The sequence below is a fragment of the Sorangiineae bacterium MSr11367 genome, from assembly GCA_037157805.1.
GTDB classification, from domain to species: domain Bacteria; phylum Myxococcota_A; class Polyangia; order Polyangiales; family Polyangiaceae; genus Pendulispora; species Pendulispora rubella.
Window position 1 is genome coordinate 7,756,960 of the sequence record CP089983.1, and the last position, 17,491, is coordinate 7,774,450.

The 17,491-nt window shown below is 65.9% G+C and carries 10 protein-coding genes; 6 read left to right on the top strand and 4 right to left on the bottom strand.

What is annotated here, in order from left to right; genetic code table 11:
• The first annotated feature begins 139 nt into the window (after nucleotides 1-139).
• Genes LVJ94_30090 through LVJ94_30100 form a run of 3 tightly spaced genes read left to right on the top strand, consistent with a single transcriptional unit; the run spans nucleotide 140 to nucleotide 6,224 of the window.
• Nucleotides 140-1,951: a hypothetical protein gene (locus LVJ94_30090; protein ID WXB01157.1), complete on the top strand. Its 1,812-nt coding sequence runs from the start codon at nucleotides 140-142 to the stop codon at nucleotides 1,949-1,951.
• The gene (locus LVJ94_30095; GenBank protein WXB01158.1) at nucleotides 1,927-5,499 is read left to right on the top strand and encodes an ATP-binding protein; all 3,573 of its coding nucleotides are present in this window, start codon (nucleotides 1,927-1,929) and stop codon (nucleotides 5,497-5,499) included. The genes LVJ94_30090 and LVJ94_30095 overlap by 25 nt, the downstream gene beginning before the upstream one ends.
• Nucleotides 5,500-5,552: 53 nt before the next feature.
• A complete protein-coding gene (locus LVJ94_30100) occupies nucleotides 5,553-6,224 on the top strand; it encodes a hypothetical protein (protein ID WXB01159.1) in 672 nt (223 codons plus the stop codon).
• Here the strand turns inward: LVJ94_30100 and LVJ94_30105 are convergent, their stop codons facing one another.
• The gene (locus tag LVJ94_30105) at nucleotides 6,225-7,556 is read right to left on the bottom strand and encodes a glycosyltransferase (protein ID WXB01160.1); all 1,332 of its coding nucleotides are present in this window, start codon (nucleotides 7,554-7,556) and stop codon (nucleotides 6,225-6,227) included.
• 264 nt (nucleotides 7,557-7,820) lie between these two features.
• Between LVJ94_30105 and LVJ94_30110 the strand changes: the two genes are divergently transcribed.
• From LVJ94_30110 to LVJ94_30120, 3 genes are read left to right on the top strand one after another with little or no spacing between them, the layout of a single operon-like run.
• Nucleotides 7,821-8,525, top strand: coding sequence for a hypothetical protein (locus LVJ94_30110; GenBank protein WXB01161.1), 705 nt, complete (start codon nucleotides 7,821-7,823; stop codon nucleotides 8,523-8,525).
• Between the two features lie 45 nt (nucleotides 8,526-8,570).
• Nucleotides 8,571-9,218 carry a hypothetical protein gene (locus LVJ94_30115; GenBank protein WXB01162.1) on the top strand — a complete coding sequence of 216 codons (648 nt, stop codon included), beginning with the start codon at nucleotides 8,571-8,573 and terminating at the stop codon, nucleotides 9,216-9,218.
• A gap of 10 nt (nucleotides 9,219-9,228) precedes the next feature.
• Nucleotides 9,229-11,610: a TonB-dependent receptor gene (locus tag LVJ94_30120; protein WXB01163.1), complete on the top strand. Its 2,382-nt coding sequence runs from the start codon at nucleotides 9,229-9,231 to the stop codon at nucleotides 11,608-11,610.
• Here LVJ94_30120 and LVJ94_30125 read toward each other — a convergent pair whose 3' ends face one another.
• The 3 genes from LVJ94_30125 to LVJ94_30135 all read right to left on the bottom strand — a co-directional run bounded on the left by LVJ94_30125 (nucleotide 11,611) and on the right by LVJ94_30135 (nucleotide 17,423).
• A complete protein-coding gene (locus tag LVJ94_30125) occupies nucleotides 11,611-13,413 on the bottom strand; it encodes a hypothetical protein (GenBank protein WXB01164.1) in 1,803 nt (600 codons plus the stop codon).
• 17 nt (nucleotides 13,414-13,430) lie between these two features.
• Entirely contained in the window at nucleotides 13,431-14,510 is a 1,080-nt protein-coding gene (locus LVJ94_30130) for a matrixin family metalloprotease (protein ID WXB01165.1), read from the bottom strand.
• Between the two features lie 153 nt (nucleotides 14,511-14,663).
• Nucleotides 14,664-17,423: a M1 family metallopeptidase gene (locus LVJ94_30135; GenBank protein WXB01166.1), complete on the bottom strand. Its 2,760-nt coding sequence runs from the start codon at nucleotides 17,421-17,423 to the stop codon at nucleotides 14,664-14,666.
• Between the last annotated feature and the right edge of the window lie 68 nt (nucleotides 17,424-17,491).

The window sequence follows — 17,491 nt, forward strand, 5'->3', positions numbered from 1 at the left end:
CCTGGCCAGCGAGAACGTGGCGGAAGTGTTTGGGTTTATCCGGGGATGTCGAGTATCTCCGTACCTGGTGCGCCATGCCGCAACCTGAAATCCTTCAGCTCGGCCGAATCCTGCGAAAGGCTCCGAATAGGAGCCGTGGATGATGGCATTCGCAGGCGCCTGGGGGTTCCTGCCACTGGCGATCCCTGCGGCCGTCTTCCTGGCGATGCGCCTGGGTACCCTCGTTTTTCCGGATAACGCGACCCACCGCGCGGTCGGCGGCATGGTTCTGGCGGTCGCAGCGATGGTCGCCGGCGTACGCGTCCTGGGGGCCTTCAGCCTGGTGACGAGCACGACGCTTCTCCTGGCCCTTTTGGTTGCCGCTGCAGCGGCTGCGCTGGTCCAGCGCGAGCGACGGATCGCCTTCCCCCTTCACGGGGCGGTGACCCGGGACGTGCTCCCCCTTCTTCTTCTCGCAGGCGGAGCCCTCGGCGTGGCCGTCCTCGCCGCGCGATGGCTGCCGATCTGGCATTGGGACTCGGCGGGCTACCACCTGCCCTTCGTCAACTTCTTCCTCGGCGCACACGGGCAACGCGGGGTGCCGCCCGACATTCCGTACCTGTCGACGTACCCGCACAACACCGAGATGCTCTACGTCGCGTTGCGGGCCATGCTGCCGGACGATCGCCTCGTGGATCTCGGAGAGATCCCGCTTGGCATCATGGGAAGCGTGATCACGGCCGCGATCGCACGGCAATGTGGCGCCGAGCGACCGGAAGCCATCGCCGCGGGCTGCGCGTGGCTCCTCGTTCCCGTCACGTTCATGCAGCTGCCCACGAACTACGTCGACATCGGCAGCGCGGCGTTTCTGCTTGCGGCCGTCTACTTCGTGCTCACGCCACCGACGGTCCGCACGGTGCTCGTGGCCGGGATCGCCCTCGGACTCTTTCTCGGATCGAAGCCGAACGCCCCCTCCGGGACCGTGCTGCTCTTGCTGATTCTCGGTGTGCGTTGTCTGCGGGCTCGCCTCGTGGGACCTGTCGTGGTCGCGGGCATCGTCACCCTGCTGCTGGGCGCCGAGTCGTACGTTCAGAACGTGATCCTGCACGGAAATCCGGTCTGGCCGGTGAAGATCGGGATCGGGCCGTGGCACTTCCCGGGACTCATCACCATCGACCAAGTGCTGGCCACGGCGCCTGCGCTTCCACGCGCACACGGCCCGTTCCTCCTGCGGACCCTGCACTCGTGGGGCACCCTCTGGGGTGTCACCATGGCCTTCGACATGCGCATGGGAGGGCTCGGTCCGGTGTTTCTCCTGTGCTTGCCGCTTGCGGTGATCACGCTGGTGCAGCGACGGAACGCCGCGCTGGTCGTCGCCACCTTCGCGACCCTCCTGTCGCCCGAACCGGCGTGGGCCCGTTTCGTTCTTGGCTTCGTCGCCATGGTGTTCGCCCTGGCGACGCCGCAGATCGCGCGCCTGCGCGACTACGCGCAACGGCGCGGATGGAGATGGGCACCGCACACGCGCACCGTGGTGTTGAGCGCGGTTACCCTGATGTGCCTCTGGCAGCTCACCACCGCGTGGCCAGCCCTGATTGGTGAGGGGCCACCTCTTTTTGCTTACGCCAACATGACCGACGACGAGCGAATGCGTGCCGTCGGTCCGGATGGTCCGCCGCTCCGGTACATCGAAGCGCGCAAGCGCATACGCAACGACGAAACCTTTGCGTTCGACCTCGCCGATGAACTGCCTTATTTCGGGTGGGACACCAACCTCCGGTACCGGGGCGTTGCGATTCCCCGCAATTTGACCTACGACCAGGTGCCGGACTTTCTCCAACGCGAGAACGTTCGCATTTTTGTCGCAGGAAACGACACGCCGACGGGTCGATGGGCCATGGCCCACCCGGACCAATTCGCCGTGGTGTTTCCCTGCCGTTGGGAGTCATGTTCGGCGTACGAAAGATTCTGAGCGCCTCGATAGCAGTCACGTTTCTGCTGTTCATCGCGTTAACTGCCGTCGCGGCCCCTGCCGCTCCGGATGCGGGTGTCGTTTCGTGCGCCGCCGTCGAGCAACGTTTGAGCGAAGCCCAGCGCACGCTCGAGGCGTGCGAGCGCCGTCAGAAGTCCTCGGAGAGTGACAAGGCCGCGTGCACGGAGGAGCTGTCCTCGACGTCGAACAAGCTGGATGACGTTCAGGCCAGCGAGAAAGCCTGCCGGACGTCGAAGGACAGCCTGTGCTCGGAGGCGGCCAGTTTCGCGCGTCAGCTGCTCGACGGACGCGTGGCCAACGTAGGTTCGTGCGTCCCAAGCAAGGAGCAAGGCCAGCTGGCCGCGCTGCTGCGTGGCTGGGAAAACTCCACCAACGCCCTCAATCAAATCGCGGCCTTCGGGGCCGGCGAAAGCGACACGCTCCCGACGCTCTTCGGGTCGACCACCCCCGAGCGTGCGGTCGAGCGCTTGCTCGGCAAGGGACGGCGCGAGCCCGCGTTCTACCGGCGTTTGCTCACCGAGGCCGTACGCCTCGCGGCGCCGCAATCATGGCAAGGCATTCGAAGCGGCGGACCGGCGACCATCGATGCCTGGTTTGCGTCGACGGCGCCGCTCGATCCGAAGCTCGTCGAAGAAGTCGACCGCGCGCACGCCACGCCCAACGGCCAAGGTGCTCCGCCGGTGTCGGCGGCACTTCGCTTGGTGCAGTCGTACCTGTTCATCGCGCATTGCGCGGACGAAGCGCCCACGCCAGCATGCACGCGCGCCAAACAACTGCAGCAGCTCTTCGAGTCGACGGGCCCCCTGCTCGTGCGGCGCCGCATCGAGGAGATCTGGGCCACCGAATGCCATGACGCCGGCCCGGACCGGGTCCTCACCTGGGTTGCCGATTTTCCGACGCCGCACATCACCGCGCGCACCACGGATTACTCCGAGGTGGCGGCGGCGGCCCAAACGAAGCTCTTCACCTGCTACTTGGAGGACGCGGGCGCGGAAGCATCGTTCCGCACCTGGCTCGAGGCGAAGCTGCCGAGCCCCAAGCGCCTGACCGCGCGAACCCTCGCGCGCATCGACGACATCCGGTCACGCGCGCGGGATGGCACGCCGGCCGACACGTGCGGCCGTGCGGTGCGAGCGATGCAGGATTACGCCATGCCCTCGGCATGCACCGCACCGCCGAACGAGATCCTCGCCCCCGTCGAGCGGTGGTCGAAGCTCGCCTCGAACACGGGGGATACCGGGGACGACGTTTCGCTGCAGGTTTGCTCGATGTACGCGCGGCTGCTGTGGGAAGGCCGAGCGGCGACCCTTCCGGGCTCGTTCGAGCGGCCTCCGTCGGCGGACGAGATGGTGATCGTGGATGTGCGCGTCCCCGAAACGGCGTTCGCCCGGCTCCGGCGCGCGTGCCAGGACCGACACGGCGAGGGCGACTCTGTCGAGGTAAGCCTTCACCAACTGTCGCAAATCGCACTTGGCTTCGGCGAACCGCCGGCAGGCTCGCCCTGGCGCGTCGATCCGGCCACCAACGTGCCCATCGAGAAGGTCCGCTTTTCTCAGTCGACGCGGCTCGGTGCGTGGTTCAAACACTTTTTCTCGCGACAGACACCGTGCCAGGCGCTGGGCCTTCCGGATGCGCGGTGCCAGCAGTGCCAGGAGCTCCCGCGCGAGTCGTTTTACGATTGCCGGCTCGAGGCGGAGCTCGACGAAGCGTGGACCCACCGCGCCCGAACCAGCATCGGCTGGCTGGTGGCGCTGGTGCTCGGAGCGGCGCTGATCATTTGGGGCATCCGCTTCACCCGCGCCCGACGCGACTTCGCGACCTGGGCGGTGGCGGCCGGCGACCGTCTCGGCGCCTTGGGCCTGCCCTCGCGGCCGGATCCGATGCGCTACTTGCTTCCCTCGCACCACGACGTGCTGGTGGTCGATCTTCCGCGCGAGCCCGCGTGGGAGCCGTGGGGGACGCTCGCGTGCCTCGTGCGCGTCGACGAGCCGGCGAAGATTCAGGGGGACCACGTCAACCACGCCGTGGCGGTCAGCCATCGCGTGGGCGCCCGCGTGGTGTTCCTGCTGCATGAAGACGCAGCTTCGCTCGATCTGGCCGCCGTGCGCGCCATCCTCGACTGGGCGGCCAAAGGCGGACGGGCGATGCACGTGCTTCCTCTCGCCGTCTCGCGCCTCCAGTGGGCGCACAGTGCGAGCGACCTGCTCGAATTGGTGGAGGAGACATCGCTCCGCGGAAATCCGTTCGACATGCGGGGCCGCATCACGTCGTCGAGTCAGTTCTGGAACCGCGAACGCCTCGTATCGGGTCTTCTCGCGGAGACGCGCGCCGGGCGCTGGTCGCTGGTCACCGGCCTGCGGCGCTTCGGCAAGTCGTCCTTGTCGCTCGAGGTCGCGCGGCGCTTGACCGGCCCTTCGGCGTACGTGGACCTGGCGGGCTTCCACCACGAGTTTGCCTTCAAGGACGATCCTGCGCACGCGGTGAACGCGGTGCTTCGTTCCCTGTGCGCCCGCTTGGTCGACTCTGCGCGCGCGTTGTATCCGGCGGCGAACATCCCCGAGGCCCCCACCGACGAGATCGACGCGGCGGCCCTCACCCGGTGGATCCGCGATCTCTCGGCAGAGTGCTCGCCGTACGCGGACGGACGCTCGCCCCCCATTCTGCTCATCCTCGACGAGATCGAGCAGGTTCTCGCGGTCGGCCCGGATCGGCTCGGCCACGTGCTCGACGCGCTGGCCATTCTTCTCGGGCGCCTTCGCAACGCCGTGGGCGATGCCCCGCGCACCGGTGGGGGCTCGACGGTCGGCATTCTTCTCTGCTCGGCGCTGCACCCGTTGCTTTGGGCGCCGCTCCGCACCTTGGGCAAGCAGTCGATGATCGGCGCGTTCCCCGCGGTTTGCGTGCCGCACCTTTCACCCGATGCGGCGGCGCAGATGATGCGCGGCCTGGGCGCCCGGCAAGGGATTCGCTTCAACGACGAGGCCCTCGATTTCATCGTGCGCCAGGCGCAGGGCGTTCCGCTCTTGCTTCGCCGCATCGGTACGTCGGTCCTCGAGCTGTACGACAGCGATCACGCGCGACAAGGCGGCCTCGGGGCAGTGCAAATCGGCATCGAGGGCGCGCGCGAGGCGGTGACCCGCGAGGAACGCGAGGGCGCACCGCTGCGGGTGTGGGTCGAGTCCGAAATTGCCGAATCGCTCGGCCCCGCGGGCGCCATGCTCCGCAAGCTCGCGAGCGGCGGCCCCATCGACGTGCCGCAACTTCAAGGCATCGCCGAACGCCACGTCATGTCCCAGTTTGCCTCGAGCGGGCTCACGAGCCACTTGCCCGAGGAAGAACTGCGCCGGCGCGCCCAGGAAGCCGCAAGCGTCATGGTCCGGCTCCTCGGCGAGACAGGCTTGGTGGATCCCATCGGCGACCTCACCGCCCCCGAGGCCTACGAGCTCCCCGACGGCTGCATCCGCCGCGTGCTCCGCCTCGCCTCCCAATCCCCCCGCCCCGAATCCGTCGCTCCCCCGGCCCCGTAGTCGAGCTGTGACGGAAAGGGACCTCCTGCACCAATTCTCGGCAGGAGGTCCCGATGCGACGCCCCCTCATTCTCACCTTTGCGCTGGCCCTGGCCGGCGTTGGCGCATGCTCTTCTGAAAAAGAGTCTTCCGGCCCGCGCTCCGAATTGGATGCCAAGCAACACCAAAACGAAATGGCCGATGCCGCCTGCGAAGACTCTGGTTCACCCGACGCGGGCCCCTTCGATGGCGGCGGAGCACCCGACGCGGCCGAGGACGCGCGCAGCCCAGGCGAGGAAGGCGATCCTTGCATCGTCAAATCGGACTGCGCCTACGGGTTATGGTGCAAGAAGCCCGATGGCGCCTGCGACGGCCCCGGAACGTGCAAATTTCAACGGCACTACGAGGCCACTTGGGACGGGAGTACGGTGTGCGGTTGCGATGGGCGGACGTACACGGCATACGCCGACGCCGAGGACAGCGAGGTCAACATTGCCTCCTCTGGCTTCTGTCCTGACACACCGACCTGCAACGACGGCGAAAGCTGCCAGGAGGGCTTCTGCAAAAGGAGTGGTTGCAGCGGGCCGGGAAGATGCGTCGTACGAGCTTTCAGCATCTGCCCGAAATTCGTCCCGTACTACTGCACCTGCGGCGGATCGGTGACCACCGAGTGCGGCGCATATTCGTCGGGAGAGAACCTCGACTACTCGACGGATCCCTCCCGGAACTGCGAACCCTACCCCTAACTAGCGCGTGCCCCAGCGCTCATCGCGCACTGTGATGAGCGCCCAGGGGAGGATCCACTGGAGCAAGCACACGCTGAAGAGGGCGTAGGCGAGGCCGTAGATGAAGCGGAAGCTTCGCTCGATGCGGAGGTAATACGCGGCCGAGAAGAGAGCGGTGATGGCCAGCGCAATGCCACCGCGGAACAAGGTGGATAGGTCCTCCGTGAAGACCAGCGGCAGCTCGAGGATGCCCCACGCGAAAATCACGAGGCGCAGGTTCGACACGATGAAGTGCACGATCGGCAGGATCCGATTCCGCTCGCGGTAGCGGCTGAACATGAACTTCGCGAACGAAAACCCCTCGACGATGTAGCTGCGATCCCAGCGCACGAACATGCGCGAGAGCTGCTTGTACTTGGTCGGAGCCAAGGTATGGACCACCGCGGTTCGCTGGTAGACCGTATCGTAGCCTTGCCGGAGCACGATGTTGGTGAGCGCCTGATCTTCGCCGTGCCCCACGGGACGGCCGAGGAACTTCTGATTCGTCCACTCCGTCAGGTAGGGCAGAATGGCCTCCCGGCGAAACGCCGAGAGCGCACCCGGGCAGCACGCCACACAACGGTAGGTGGACTGCGCGGCGCGGGCGAAATCGAACGCCAGCGCGTACTGCACCTCGAGCATGCTGCTGATGAGGGACTCGGCGCGGTTGAGAACCGCCACGCGCCCGGCGACGCCGCCGATCTTCTCGTCACAGAGGAACGGCGCGACCATCTCGTGGATGGTCGTGGCCTCGATCTCGCTGTCCGAATCAATCGTGATGACGATCTCGCCCGAGGCGGCACGGAAGCCGGCTTCGAGCCCCGCACGCTTTCCGCGGTTCTGGATGAAGCGAACCAGCCGGACCAGGTCGGGGAACTCGCGGCGCAGCCGCTGCATGTGGAAAAACGTGTCGTCCCGCGAACCGTCGTCGACGACGATGATCTCGAGCAGGTCCTTGGGGTAGCTGCAGCGGGCGACGGAACGGATGCTGCGTTCCACCATCGGCCCCTCGTTGAAGGCCGGGATCACCACCGTAACCTTGGGCCAAACGGCGGCAGCGGGACGCTCGAAGGCGCTGTAGCGCATCCACAAAAGGCTCTGAAGCCCCGTGTAGATCGCCTGGACCAGCACGATGGCGCCAATGGGATGGCTGGCGCATGCAATAGCCCAGTCGCCCAGCGCGTTGAGACCACGCGAATGGAGTTGTCCGCTCCCCCACAGCATGAAGAGCACGCTGATGAAGGCGCCGATGAATGGGAGGGAGCCCAAAGAGGTGAATGCTAGGCGCTTGGCCAGAGACAGCACGCGGGTCATCGTAGGTTGAGTTCGCCCCCCGAAATTCCGTTTCGGACGATAGCGTGACCCCGGTTTGACGCAAGGCTCCTGCGCCCATTCAGGCGGCGTCCGCCGTTTCTACCGGGTGTAAAAATACGACACAAGCGGTTTCATCGTGCCGTATCTGGCGTTGAACCCATGTGGATCGAAGAACCTTCCCCACATGAGCTTTGAAAGTGAGCCTTCTATGGTTGAGCTTTGGCTATCTTCGCGCCCCATGGGCCGCGTCGTATGCTCCCAGGGATGAGGAGCTGGCCTTTCGTCCTTTGTGTTGCCATGGCGGGTTGCGTGGGCAACGAGAAGCCCGTCGATCAGCCGCAGACCTTCAACGGACAGGAAGGCTATCCACCGCAGCAGGACCCGGCGCCCGCACAGGGCCTGCCTCGCGCGCAGCCGCTCGTGCCCACGGCGAGTCCGCCGCCCGGCCCCGCGCCGAACGCCTCGGCTTCCTCGACCGCATCGGGGACGCCGGCGAATCCCCTGCCCGGTATCCCCGTCGATCCGACGCTGCTCGGTCAGATGTCCGCGGGCACGATGGCCATCCTCACGCCCGGCGGCGTGGCCAACGATCCCATCGAGGCGGGCATCAAGGCCTCGGCCACCCGCTCCGCCCCGAACATGCAGCCCGAAGGGCAGATGGCCAAGGACACGCTGCAGGAGAATGGGCATAAAGCCATGCTGGTCACGCTGACCGGCGGGAAGTGCTACGCCATCGTCGGGTTTTCGCCCTCGGGGCAGATTCGTAATTTGGATCTGCACCTGCTGGCGCCACCCTTTTACAACATACAAGTCGGGCGAGACGACACGGCAGACGGCACGCCGGTCATCGGCAAGGGCACGAATCCGACGTGCCCCATCACCCCATTTCCACTGCAATACAAACTCGACATTCATGCGCAAAAGGGCAGTGGCCCATTTGGCGTTCAGGTATTTTCACGACCCAAGTGACGATTCTTTGATCGAAAGCCAGGGTGTCGGGTGTCTTAGGCAACCATGAACCGATACCCACGGGTCCCCGCGAAGGCGTTGGCGGCGTTTTTCGCCGGCCTCCTCGCGCTCGTGCCGCTCGCGTGCGGAGACGACCCTCCGACCAAGGACACGCGCTCGTGCGCGGGTATGGCATTCGTGGGGACGCAGCGCGACACGCTCGAGTGCTACGAGAGCATCCAGTGGAGTAACACGCCGCCATGGGACGCGGGCTTCGACGCGGCCCCGGAGCCGCGCACCCAGGTGAACATAAGCTACTCGGGATCGGGCGAGTACCAGTCCGATTTCGTGACCTTGCGCCTTCGCGGCCTGCCCGAACGAAACGTGTGGAACGACTTCGACGATCGCGCCCGGATGAAGAGCGTGCGCATCGTTCTGCCGAACGGCATTTGGTTCACCGATCCCCCGGGCAGCTCGGCAGAGTATTCGACGCAGACGCTCGATCCGGCACGGGAGGCCACGGGCATTGGCCGCATCGGTTTCAGTGAGATTCTCACCGAAGAGCAATTGCGCGCGCGAATGGCGGAACGAAATAACCAGTACCCGAGTTCTTATTACTACTTCTATGACAGCCCGACCCACGGCCGTCTCGAAATGCGGCTAACGCCGAAAGATCGTTCGATACCGGAGCAAGAAGTCCTCATTACGTTTTGAGTTCACTTAATTGAATAGACTTTACTTTCTATTTTTGCTTCTCGCCGCGTGGCTCGGCGCGACCGAATCGGCATGGGCTCAGAATGCCCCGCCGCCTCTCGTTCCGCCGCGCCTTTTGACGCAGGAGACCATCGGGTACCCGGAGGGTGCGCAGGGCGAGGCGGTGGTCGTCGTCGAGCTGACCATCGATACGGGCGGCGCCGTCGCCCAGGCGATCATCGTCTCCGGCGAGAAGCCGTTCACCACCGCGGTGCTCGCCCGAGCCCCGACGTGGCGCTTCGTGTCCGCACGGCGGGGCGACGTCGACGTGCGCGCACGCGTCCGCATGCGCATCGAGTTTCACCCGCCGCCACCGCCCGTGCCGAGCGCCCCTCATGCATCAGCACCGCCGACGCGGCGGACGGCGGTGGTCATCGAGCGCGAGGAGGAAGTCTCCGTCCGCGGACGCCAAGAGCCCGGGAAAATCACGTTCACCGGCGGCGAGGTGCGGCAGATGCCCGGTGCCTTTGGCGATGCCTTTCGCATGATGGAAGCCCTCCCGGGCGTCACCCCCATCGTGAGCGGCCTGCCCTTCTTTTACGTGCGCGGCGCCCCGCCCGGCAACACCGGTTATTACCTCGACGGCATCCGCATTCCGCTGCTTTACCACTTTGCGCTCGGGCCGGGGGTGGTCCATCCCGGGTTGATCGACCGTGTCGACTTCTTCTCCGGCGCGCCGCCGGCGCAGTATGGCCGCTTCTCCGGGGGCATCCTTGCAGGATACACGCGTCCTCCCGCCACCGAGCTGCACGGCGAGTGGAACGTGCGCCTCGTCGACAGCGGCGGCATGGTCGAGGCCCCCTTTGCCGGCGGGCGCGGGAGCGTGCTCGTGGGCGGGCGCTATGGCTATCCGGGATTGCTCGCGTCGCTCATCTCGCCGGAGGTCACGGTCTCCTATTGGGATTACCAGGCGCGCGCATCGTATGCCCTCACGAATCGAGACACGCTCACCGTATTTGCATTTGGAAGCTCCGACTACCTCGGATCCATCAAAGAAGATTACCAAACCAAGAAAAAGACGGAAGAGCAGCTCTTCAAAACAGGATTTCACCGGCTCGATCTGCGCTACGACCACCGGCTGGGCGAGTCGGGGAAGCTTCGATTGGCCCTCACCTTGGGGGCCGACGAATCCGGTGCGGACATCCAGGGCGACAGCAAAGTCGGCAATGGGCGATTGCGCAGCGTGGGCCTGCGCACGGAAATCGAGGATCGGCTCGGGCCGAACCTTCGCGTGCGCGCGGGCGCCGACGTGGTGTGGGACTACAGCGATTTGCTCGACCCGGACGGCAACCGACTTTCGCCGGAGGAAAGTCCGTATTCCATCCTGTATGCACCGAGAAATGACGTGACCCTCGGCGCATACGCCGACGCGGCGTGGCGGATCTCGCGCCGGGTCGAGCTCACCGCAGGGCTGCGTGCCGACGTCTTCACGTCGCGGCGCATCGATCAGCCGGTGATTCACATTCTGGATCGGCAGCACCCCATCGGTGCCCCGGCCACGGCGACGGTGGCCGTCGATCCGCGCATCTCGGCGCGCGTGCTGCTCATGCCGAAGCTCACGTACTTGGCCACGTTCGGCATCACGCATCAACCGCCGAGCACATTGATTCCCATCGCGGGGCTCGGCTTCACCGAGCGCCGCGATCACCTGCAGACGGCCTTTCAAGCGAGCCAGGGGCTCGAGCTCGCGCTCCCGCTCGATTTCACCGCCACGGCCAACGTGTTCCTGCACGAGTACCGCAATTTGAGCGACGCCACGGCCTCGTGCGGCGAGATTCCGATCGGCGACTGGGACAACCCGTGCCTCACGCGGCGGGTCCGCGGGCGCGCCTACGGCTTCGAGTTCCTCCTGCGGCGGGCCCTCACGAAGAAGCTCACGGGATGGCTTTCGTACACGCTGTCGCGCTCCACCCGCGAAGGGCTACTGGTGGGTACGAGCACGCACGCGCAGATCGAGGTGCCGCAGACCGTCCCGGCCGAGTTCGACCGCACCCACGTCTTTCAAGTCATCGGTGCGTACGATCTCGGCCATCACTGGCGTGCGGGCCTGCGCTTCATGCTCTACTCCGGCCGGCCCCGCCCGCGCTTCGACGACGACGGCAATCCGAGCACCCTGCCGACGGACACGCGGTTCCCCCCCTATTACCGCGTCGATCTGCGCCTCGAGAAAGCCTGGAAAATCGGCCGCACGGGGCGCATCGCCTTCGTGTTCGAGGGCCTCAACGTCACCTTGAACAAGGAGGTCATCAACATCGAGTGCAAGTCGAAGTCATTTGGAGGGCCGCGCTCCTGCGAAGAGCAGAAGATCGGCCCCGTCGCGATCCCCGGCATCGGCGTGGAAGGCTCGTTCTAGCTAGAACGCCGCGTGGTGGCCATCCGCCCGTGCATCGTAGCCGGCCTTGCCCGCGCTCGAACGCAGGAACATGTACACCACGTACTGTCCCCATGCAGCACCTGGAGCCCGATGGTGGGTCACCTCGACGACGAGCTGCATCGGCCCTGCCCGAAAGAGCTCCTTCGGGAAGATCAGACGATTGACGTCCAATGTTTCGAAGCTGAGGCCCTGGATGCGCTCACCGGGCAGGTGCTCCGCGATGTACTCCAGCGTCTCGTGAAAGGCCGCCGATGGCGCCTTCTTGCCGGCACGAACCAACGCGGTTTGCTCGGCCAGACCGGGCACGTTGGTCAGGCGCACCGGCGCCGGAAGGCCGCGCTGCGTCCGCGCTGAACTGATCGCCGAGAACACGCGCTCGGCCTCCGCGCTGTGATCGTCGCCTTCGAACAATGCATACGTCGTCACGACCGCCCCCAGCGCATTCGCGGATTTGGGAACGGCCGGCCCGATGGCCACCACACGCGACTCGGGGGCAAGAAGCGTCGCGCGCCCCATCGGATGCTCGATCGCGAAGTCGAGCCAGGCCGTCGCGTCGCGTGTTTCCGGCGCGCTCGCCACGAACACGGTTCCGTCACGGATCAAGCCGCGGACCTCCCATCCGGCCATCACCCCGATGGCCGCCCGATCCGCCGTCGAGCCAAAGTCGGACCAGTTGCCCTTGGCCGCATCCTTGGATTCCGTGTCGAGCAGCACGCCCACCAGCCGTTCGTTGATCGTGCTCTGTTCCGCCGAGAGCTGCAGGGGTGACAGACGCGCAGCCCCCCGCACCGCGTTCAATCGGCTCGCGAGAGCGCTGCGAAATTCGGCGGGTGTACGAACCACGGACGGTGCGCCCGCGCCGCGCGGTGCTCCGTATTGAATGGGAAGTTCCTCCCCGGCAGCCAAAACCATGACGCTTCCGACTTGGTTCGAGAGCACCCGATCCTTGGCGCGCGCGGTGAGGTCGATCCATGCCCACTTGTCGCCTTCGGCCATTTGGCACGAGAGCTCGAAGGCCGGCGGCGCAACCTCTCGATCGGCCTCGCACGGGGCCACGCCGTATCGTCCAAGGTTGATGAGGCCCGAGATCTGCTCGGCGGGCTCGCCCACCAGCGTCCCGCGTACGGTGACACGGCGCTGGGCATCGGCGCGGTACGACGAGGCGTCGACCTGCACGGTGTCGCGGGCGAAGACGATCCCTACGGCAAGCCGCTTACCATCGCGCACCGCGGCCAGGCCCGCCGTCACGTGGCGACTCGTCGAGTGGAGCGGCTTGGCCATCTCGTACGCGAAGTTCGCCGGCATGCGGGCCACGACCTGCGCGTCGGTCACGCCCTCCGGCAAGTCGAACGTATTCGACAAGATCATCACGTTCGGCGACGGGCTTCCGCAGCGCGCTGCGGTAAAGCGCCGCCAGCTCATCGACGGAAGGCTGCCGTGCTTCAAATGAAAGCGCGCCGTCTCCTCGGCGGCGCAGCGAAGTGCCCCCGAAAGACGCAGCTGCCCGGGCGGCGCGGCCTGAATGATCTGGCCCAGGATCGGAGCCCACGGAGAGGTGTCTTCGTAAGGACCATCTGGCCCCGCTGCGGCGCCGTAGTTCCACGTTTCGACCTGCACGTTGCCCAGGTCGAACGACTCCGCCGTCACCTCCTTCGGCGCAATGGCCTCGAGTTCCGCACGGCTCGGAAACACCGCCGCCGGTTTCGACGGGGCGTACGTCTGCCCCGCACCGGCACACCCCACGGCCCCCATGGCGAGGAGCCCTGCTGCCATCCATTTCATCGTCGATCGCCCCTTCGTTATTTCTGCTTCGAGGTCGAGAGCTTCATCAGCGCATCGCACTCGGTGCGCGTGTCGGTCCATACGAGGCCGCGGGCCAAGGCCACCTTGCAGCGAAGGTCCTGCACCGCGTACACATCCTTCCGCGCTTCGAACAGCGCGCGACCGCTCGTGTAGGCCGACGCGGCGTCGCCCTCTTCATAGGCGCGCATGGCCTTGGTGTATGCCGAGCGTTCGCGTTCGGAGAGCGACGCGATGTCCGCCGGCGGCGCCTTTTCGGCCGGCTCCGGTTTCTCTTGGGGTGCGGGCGCCGCCGGTGGCTCGGATGGCTGGGGCAGCTTGGCCTCGGCCATCGGCGTGGGCCGAACGTCCTCCCGATGCTCGAGGGACGCACGCATGCGCAGCATCGATGCCTCGTCGTAGGCCTCCATGCGCGCGTCGTATTCCGGCACCATGAAGCTCTTGGCATCCCGCACGTGCGGCGCCCCCAGAATGTGCCCCATCTCGTGTAGGAAAACGGCCGTCGTGCGGTGCCGTTTGCGCGCGCGTACGAGCTGCGCGCGATCTTCCTCTTTCAGCTGGTCGAAGTTGTGCTCGATGGCCTTGTGCTCTTCGAGCTCCCCCGCGGCGCGGACGACCAGGTACTTTCCACCCACCTCCGCGAACCCCAGCTGGTGAAACGACACCGTGGTGCGCGAGAGTGCCCCCACCATGCCCATGACCCAATCGACGTCGCCACCGGCATCGCGCCCCCGCAGCGATGCCAAGGTGTCTTGCAGATCGTCCTCTTGCCCGAGACCCGATTCCCGGCAGCTCTCCACCTGGAGGCGCATGCGGAGCGACGGCTCCAACACGGCATTCGCATCGTCGACCAGATCCTGGACGCGCCGCTTCCAGTCCACCGTCTGCGCGCTATAAGACGGCGTCGCATAGAACCGCACACGGTACACGTGCACCGCGCCCCGCCGCTCGGTTTCGACCGGTGCGGAGTGAAGGGTGGCCGGCGCCGCGGCCGCGGCATTGCGCTGTTGCGCGCGTTTGGACTCGCCCCAGCGCGAGTCGAACACGGTCATCACCGGCGTGCCCGAAGGCGTGGACATGCAACCTTGAAGCAGAGGCAGCGCGACCAAGGCCGCGCCTACGGAAATGAGCCGCATCGGATTCCCCCACGAGCCCATCCGGCAGCCCGTGACCTTTCCCGCGTTTCATCGGCCCGCGGGAAAGATCCGTTGCGCGAAAAGCGAAACCCGCTTTTAGGGCGCGCGCTTCTGCAAAAACGCGGACACGTTCGGCTCTTGGAGCGAACGGTAGGCGGAGCAAAGCTTCACACCTTCCACGGCTTGGGCGAGATCGCGCGGACCGCCCGTATACTTCGTCGACCGGTCGCCAAAGAAGGCCTGGACGTCGGCGGCGTGCCCGTCGTCGCAGAACGACCCGCCCACCCAGAACGGCAGGCCGGCGGCAATGCTCGGCATGCCCGGTTCACCCGGCAAGCGTTTCGCCAGGGCATCGTAGTTTTGCTTGACGAACGTGTAGACCACTTCCCGCGTGGCCAGCGTCGCCTGGCTGCCGCGAAGCATGCGGACCGCGTCGCGGACGTCGAATTCGTCCATGAGAAGGGCGCCCAGCGCCGAGCGAAGCAGCTCGGAATCGCGGAAGTGGCCCATCGCACGAAGGATCAGATTTCGATCGAACCGACTCGTGCTCTTGCGAGCCTCCGAGAGCATGCGATCGAACATCGCGCGATCGCCATTCTGAGCCGCCAAGGATAGGACCGTCTCGACGACCTCCGGATCGACCTTCGCCTTCTCCCGCTCCGAAAGCCACCGCAGGGCGAGGGTCTTCGCCTCCGCACGAAGGGCGGCGTCCTCGCCCTGGTCGGCCACGAGGGAGAGCAGCGCCGGACGCGTGAGGCGCGCATCCTCGTCCTCACCGGGGTGGGGCGCGAAACCAAGCTTCTTCGCCCTCGCACCGAAGGTATCGCGCACGAAACGCGCATACTTGGGGCGCAGGCCTTCGGACACGAGATCGGCCCGGCGCAAGCCGCCCACGAGCTCGATCGACGCCATCGCCACGTCCTTGACCGGATCGCTGGAGAGCTTCGCCGCGGCCGCCAGAGCATCGGCATACGAGAGCTCGTTCGTACGCACCAGCGCGGCCATATCGCCGAGGAGTGCCACCTTCTCGGCGCGCGTGAGCCTCGTGTCACCCGCCTTGCCCGCGAGAAGCTTCGACAGAAGTTCGCCCTTGTAGGCGACACGGTAATATCCGTGAGCGTCGGCGTTGGCGTTCACCCATGCGGGGCACGATTTCGCCTCGCCGAGGGGCAGCTCGCCCTGGGCTTCCTTCAACGTCGTGCACGACGTCGCCGTCTTGCCATTCGCACCTGGATAGCGCGCACACACGGGGATCTGCCATTTTTGCGAGCCTTTCCCGTCGGATCCCACGGGGAAATACCGCTCCTGCGAAAGCGACAATTTCGGCGCCTTGCCCGCGTCGCACTGCAGCGATGCCTTGACCAGCGGAACGCCGGGCTGGTCCAAGAACGTCTTGAAGGCGTCCGCCACCTTCGCGTTCTCTCCTTCGAACACCGCCGCGAGGAAGTCGTCCGCGGTCGCCGTCTTGTGCGAGTACTTCGTGAGGTAACGCTTCACCCCCGCACGGAAGGCTTCGCGACCGACGGCGTGCTCGAACATGTCGATCACCGCGGCGCCCTTTTGGTACGTGATGGAATCGAACGCCGTCACGATGTCATCGTTGCTCTCGATGGGCTGGCGGATGCGGCGCGCGCTCACCAGTGCATCGTCGCGCATCGCGCGCATGGTGTCGGCCACGCGCTCGGTTTCTTTGTGCCAATCCGTCTTCCAGTCTTCCAGGATGCGGTTCGTCGTCCACGTGGCGAAAGCTTCGTTCAGCCAAATATCGTCCCACCAGCGCGTGGTCACCAGATCGCCGAACCACTGGTGCGCGAACTCGTGCGCTGCCACATCCGTGTAGGCGCGACGGAAGTGAATCGTTTCCTTCTCGGGCACCGACAGAATGAGATGCTGGTCGAACGTCACGAGCCCGGGATTTTCCATGGCGCCGCCGAAGGTCGGCACGTCGATGCAATCCAGCTTTTCGTAGGGATACGGAATGCCGAAATACTCCTCGAGCTTGTTCAACACCGCGCCCGATTCCGCCTTTGCGTAGCGCGCTTCGGCGCTGCGTCCGCGCGGAACGACGATGCGCACCTGGGTGCTATTTTTTCCGGCTTTCCCTGCGTCCACGACATCGAACGGCCCCACCGCGAACGCCACGAGGTACGACGGCAGCGGCTTGGTTTCGCCGAATTGGACAACCTTGTAGTCGCCCTCGATCTTCTCCGAGACGGCCGGCGTGTTGCTCAGCGCCAATTGATCGCGTTTCACCTTCAAACGGAGCTTCCACGGCACCTTGAACGAGGGCTCGTCGAAGCTCGGAAACACGCGACGTGCGTCGATCGATTCGAATTGCGTGAAGGCGTACCAATCCTCGCCCTCTTTCTGGGCGAAGAGGCCCGCCCCATCGCGTTTGGAGATCTCGCCCGAGTAATCGATCACCAACGTCGCACGCCCCGCGGCAAGGGGTTGCTCGGTTTGGATGCCGATGAAGTTCGTTCCGCCGGGCACCACTTTGGCCGGTGCGCCGTTGACGGTGGCCGTGCGCACGTCGAGCTTCGCGGCGTTGAGCCACACCACGTTCGACGGCGTCTGCACGTCCAACGCGATGCTGATGTGTCCATCGAAACGCGCCTCGGTCGGCACCACCGTGAGGGCGGCGTCGTAGTTCACGGGCCGGATCGACTCGGGCAGGCGCAGGGCCGGCGGAGAAGGCGCGGCCGATGCGCGGCCTTTCGCGGATGCCTCCGTGGTTTGCGGCGGAGTGGCGGCCGTAGCGGTCGCCGACGCCGAACCTTCGTGCGCCTGGCAGCCCCCCATCACCCACGCCGAGAGCGCGATGACGCAGGCCGCCGAAATCTCTGTTTTTTGCATGAAGCCCCTTCGTATTCCCGACGACGAAATTTCAAGAAACGAAACCGCGCCGAGTTTTAGGTCGACTC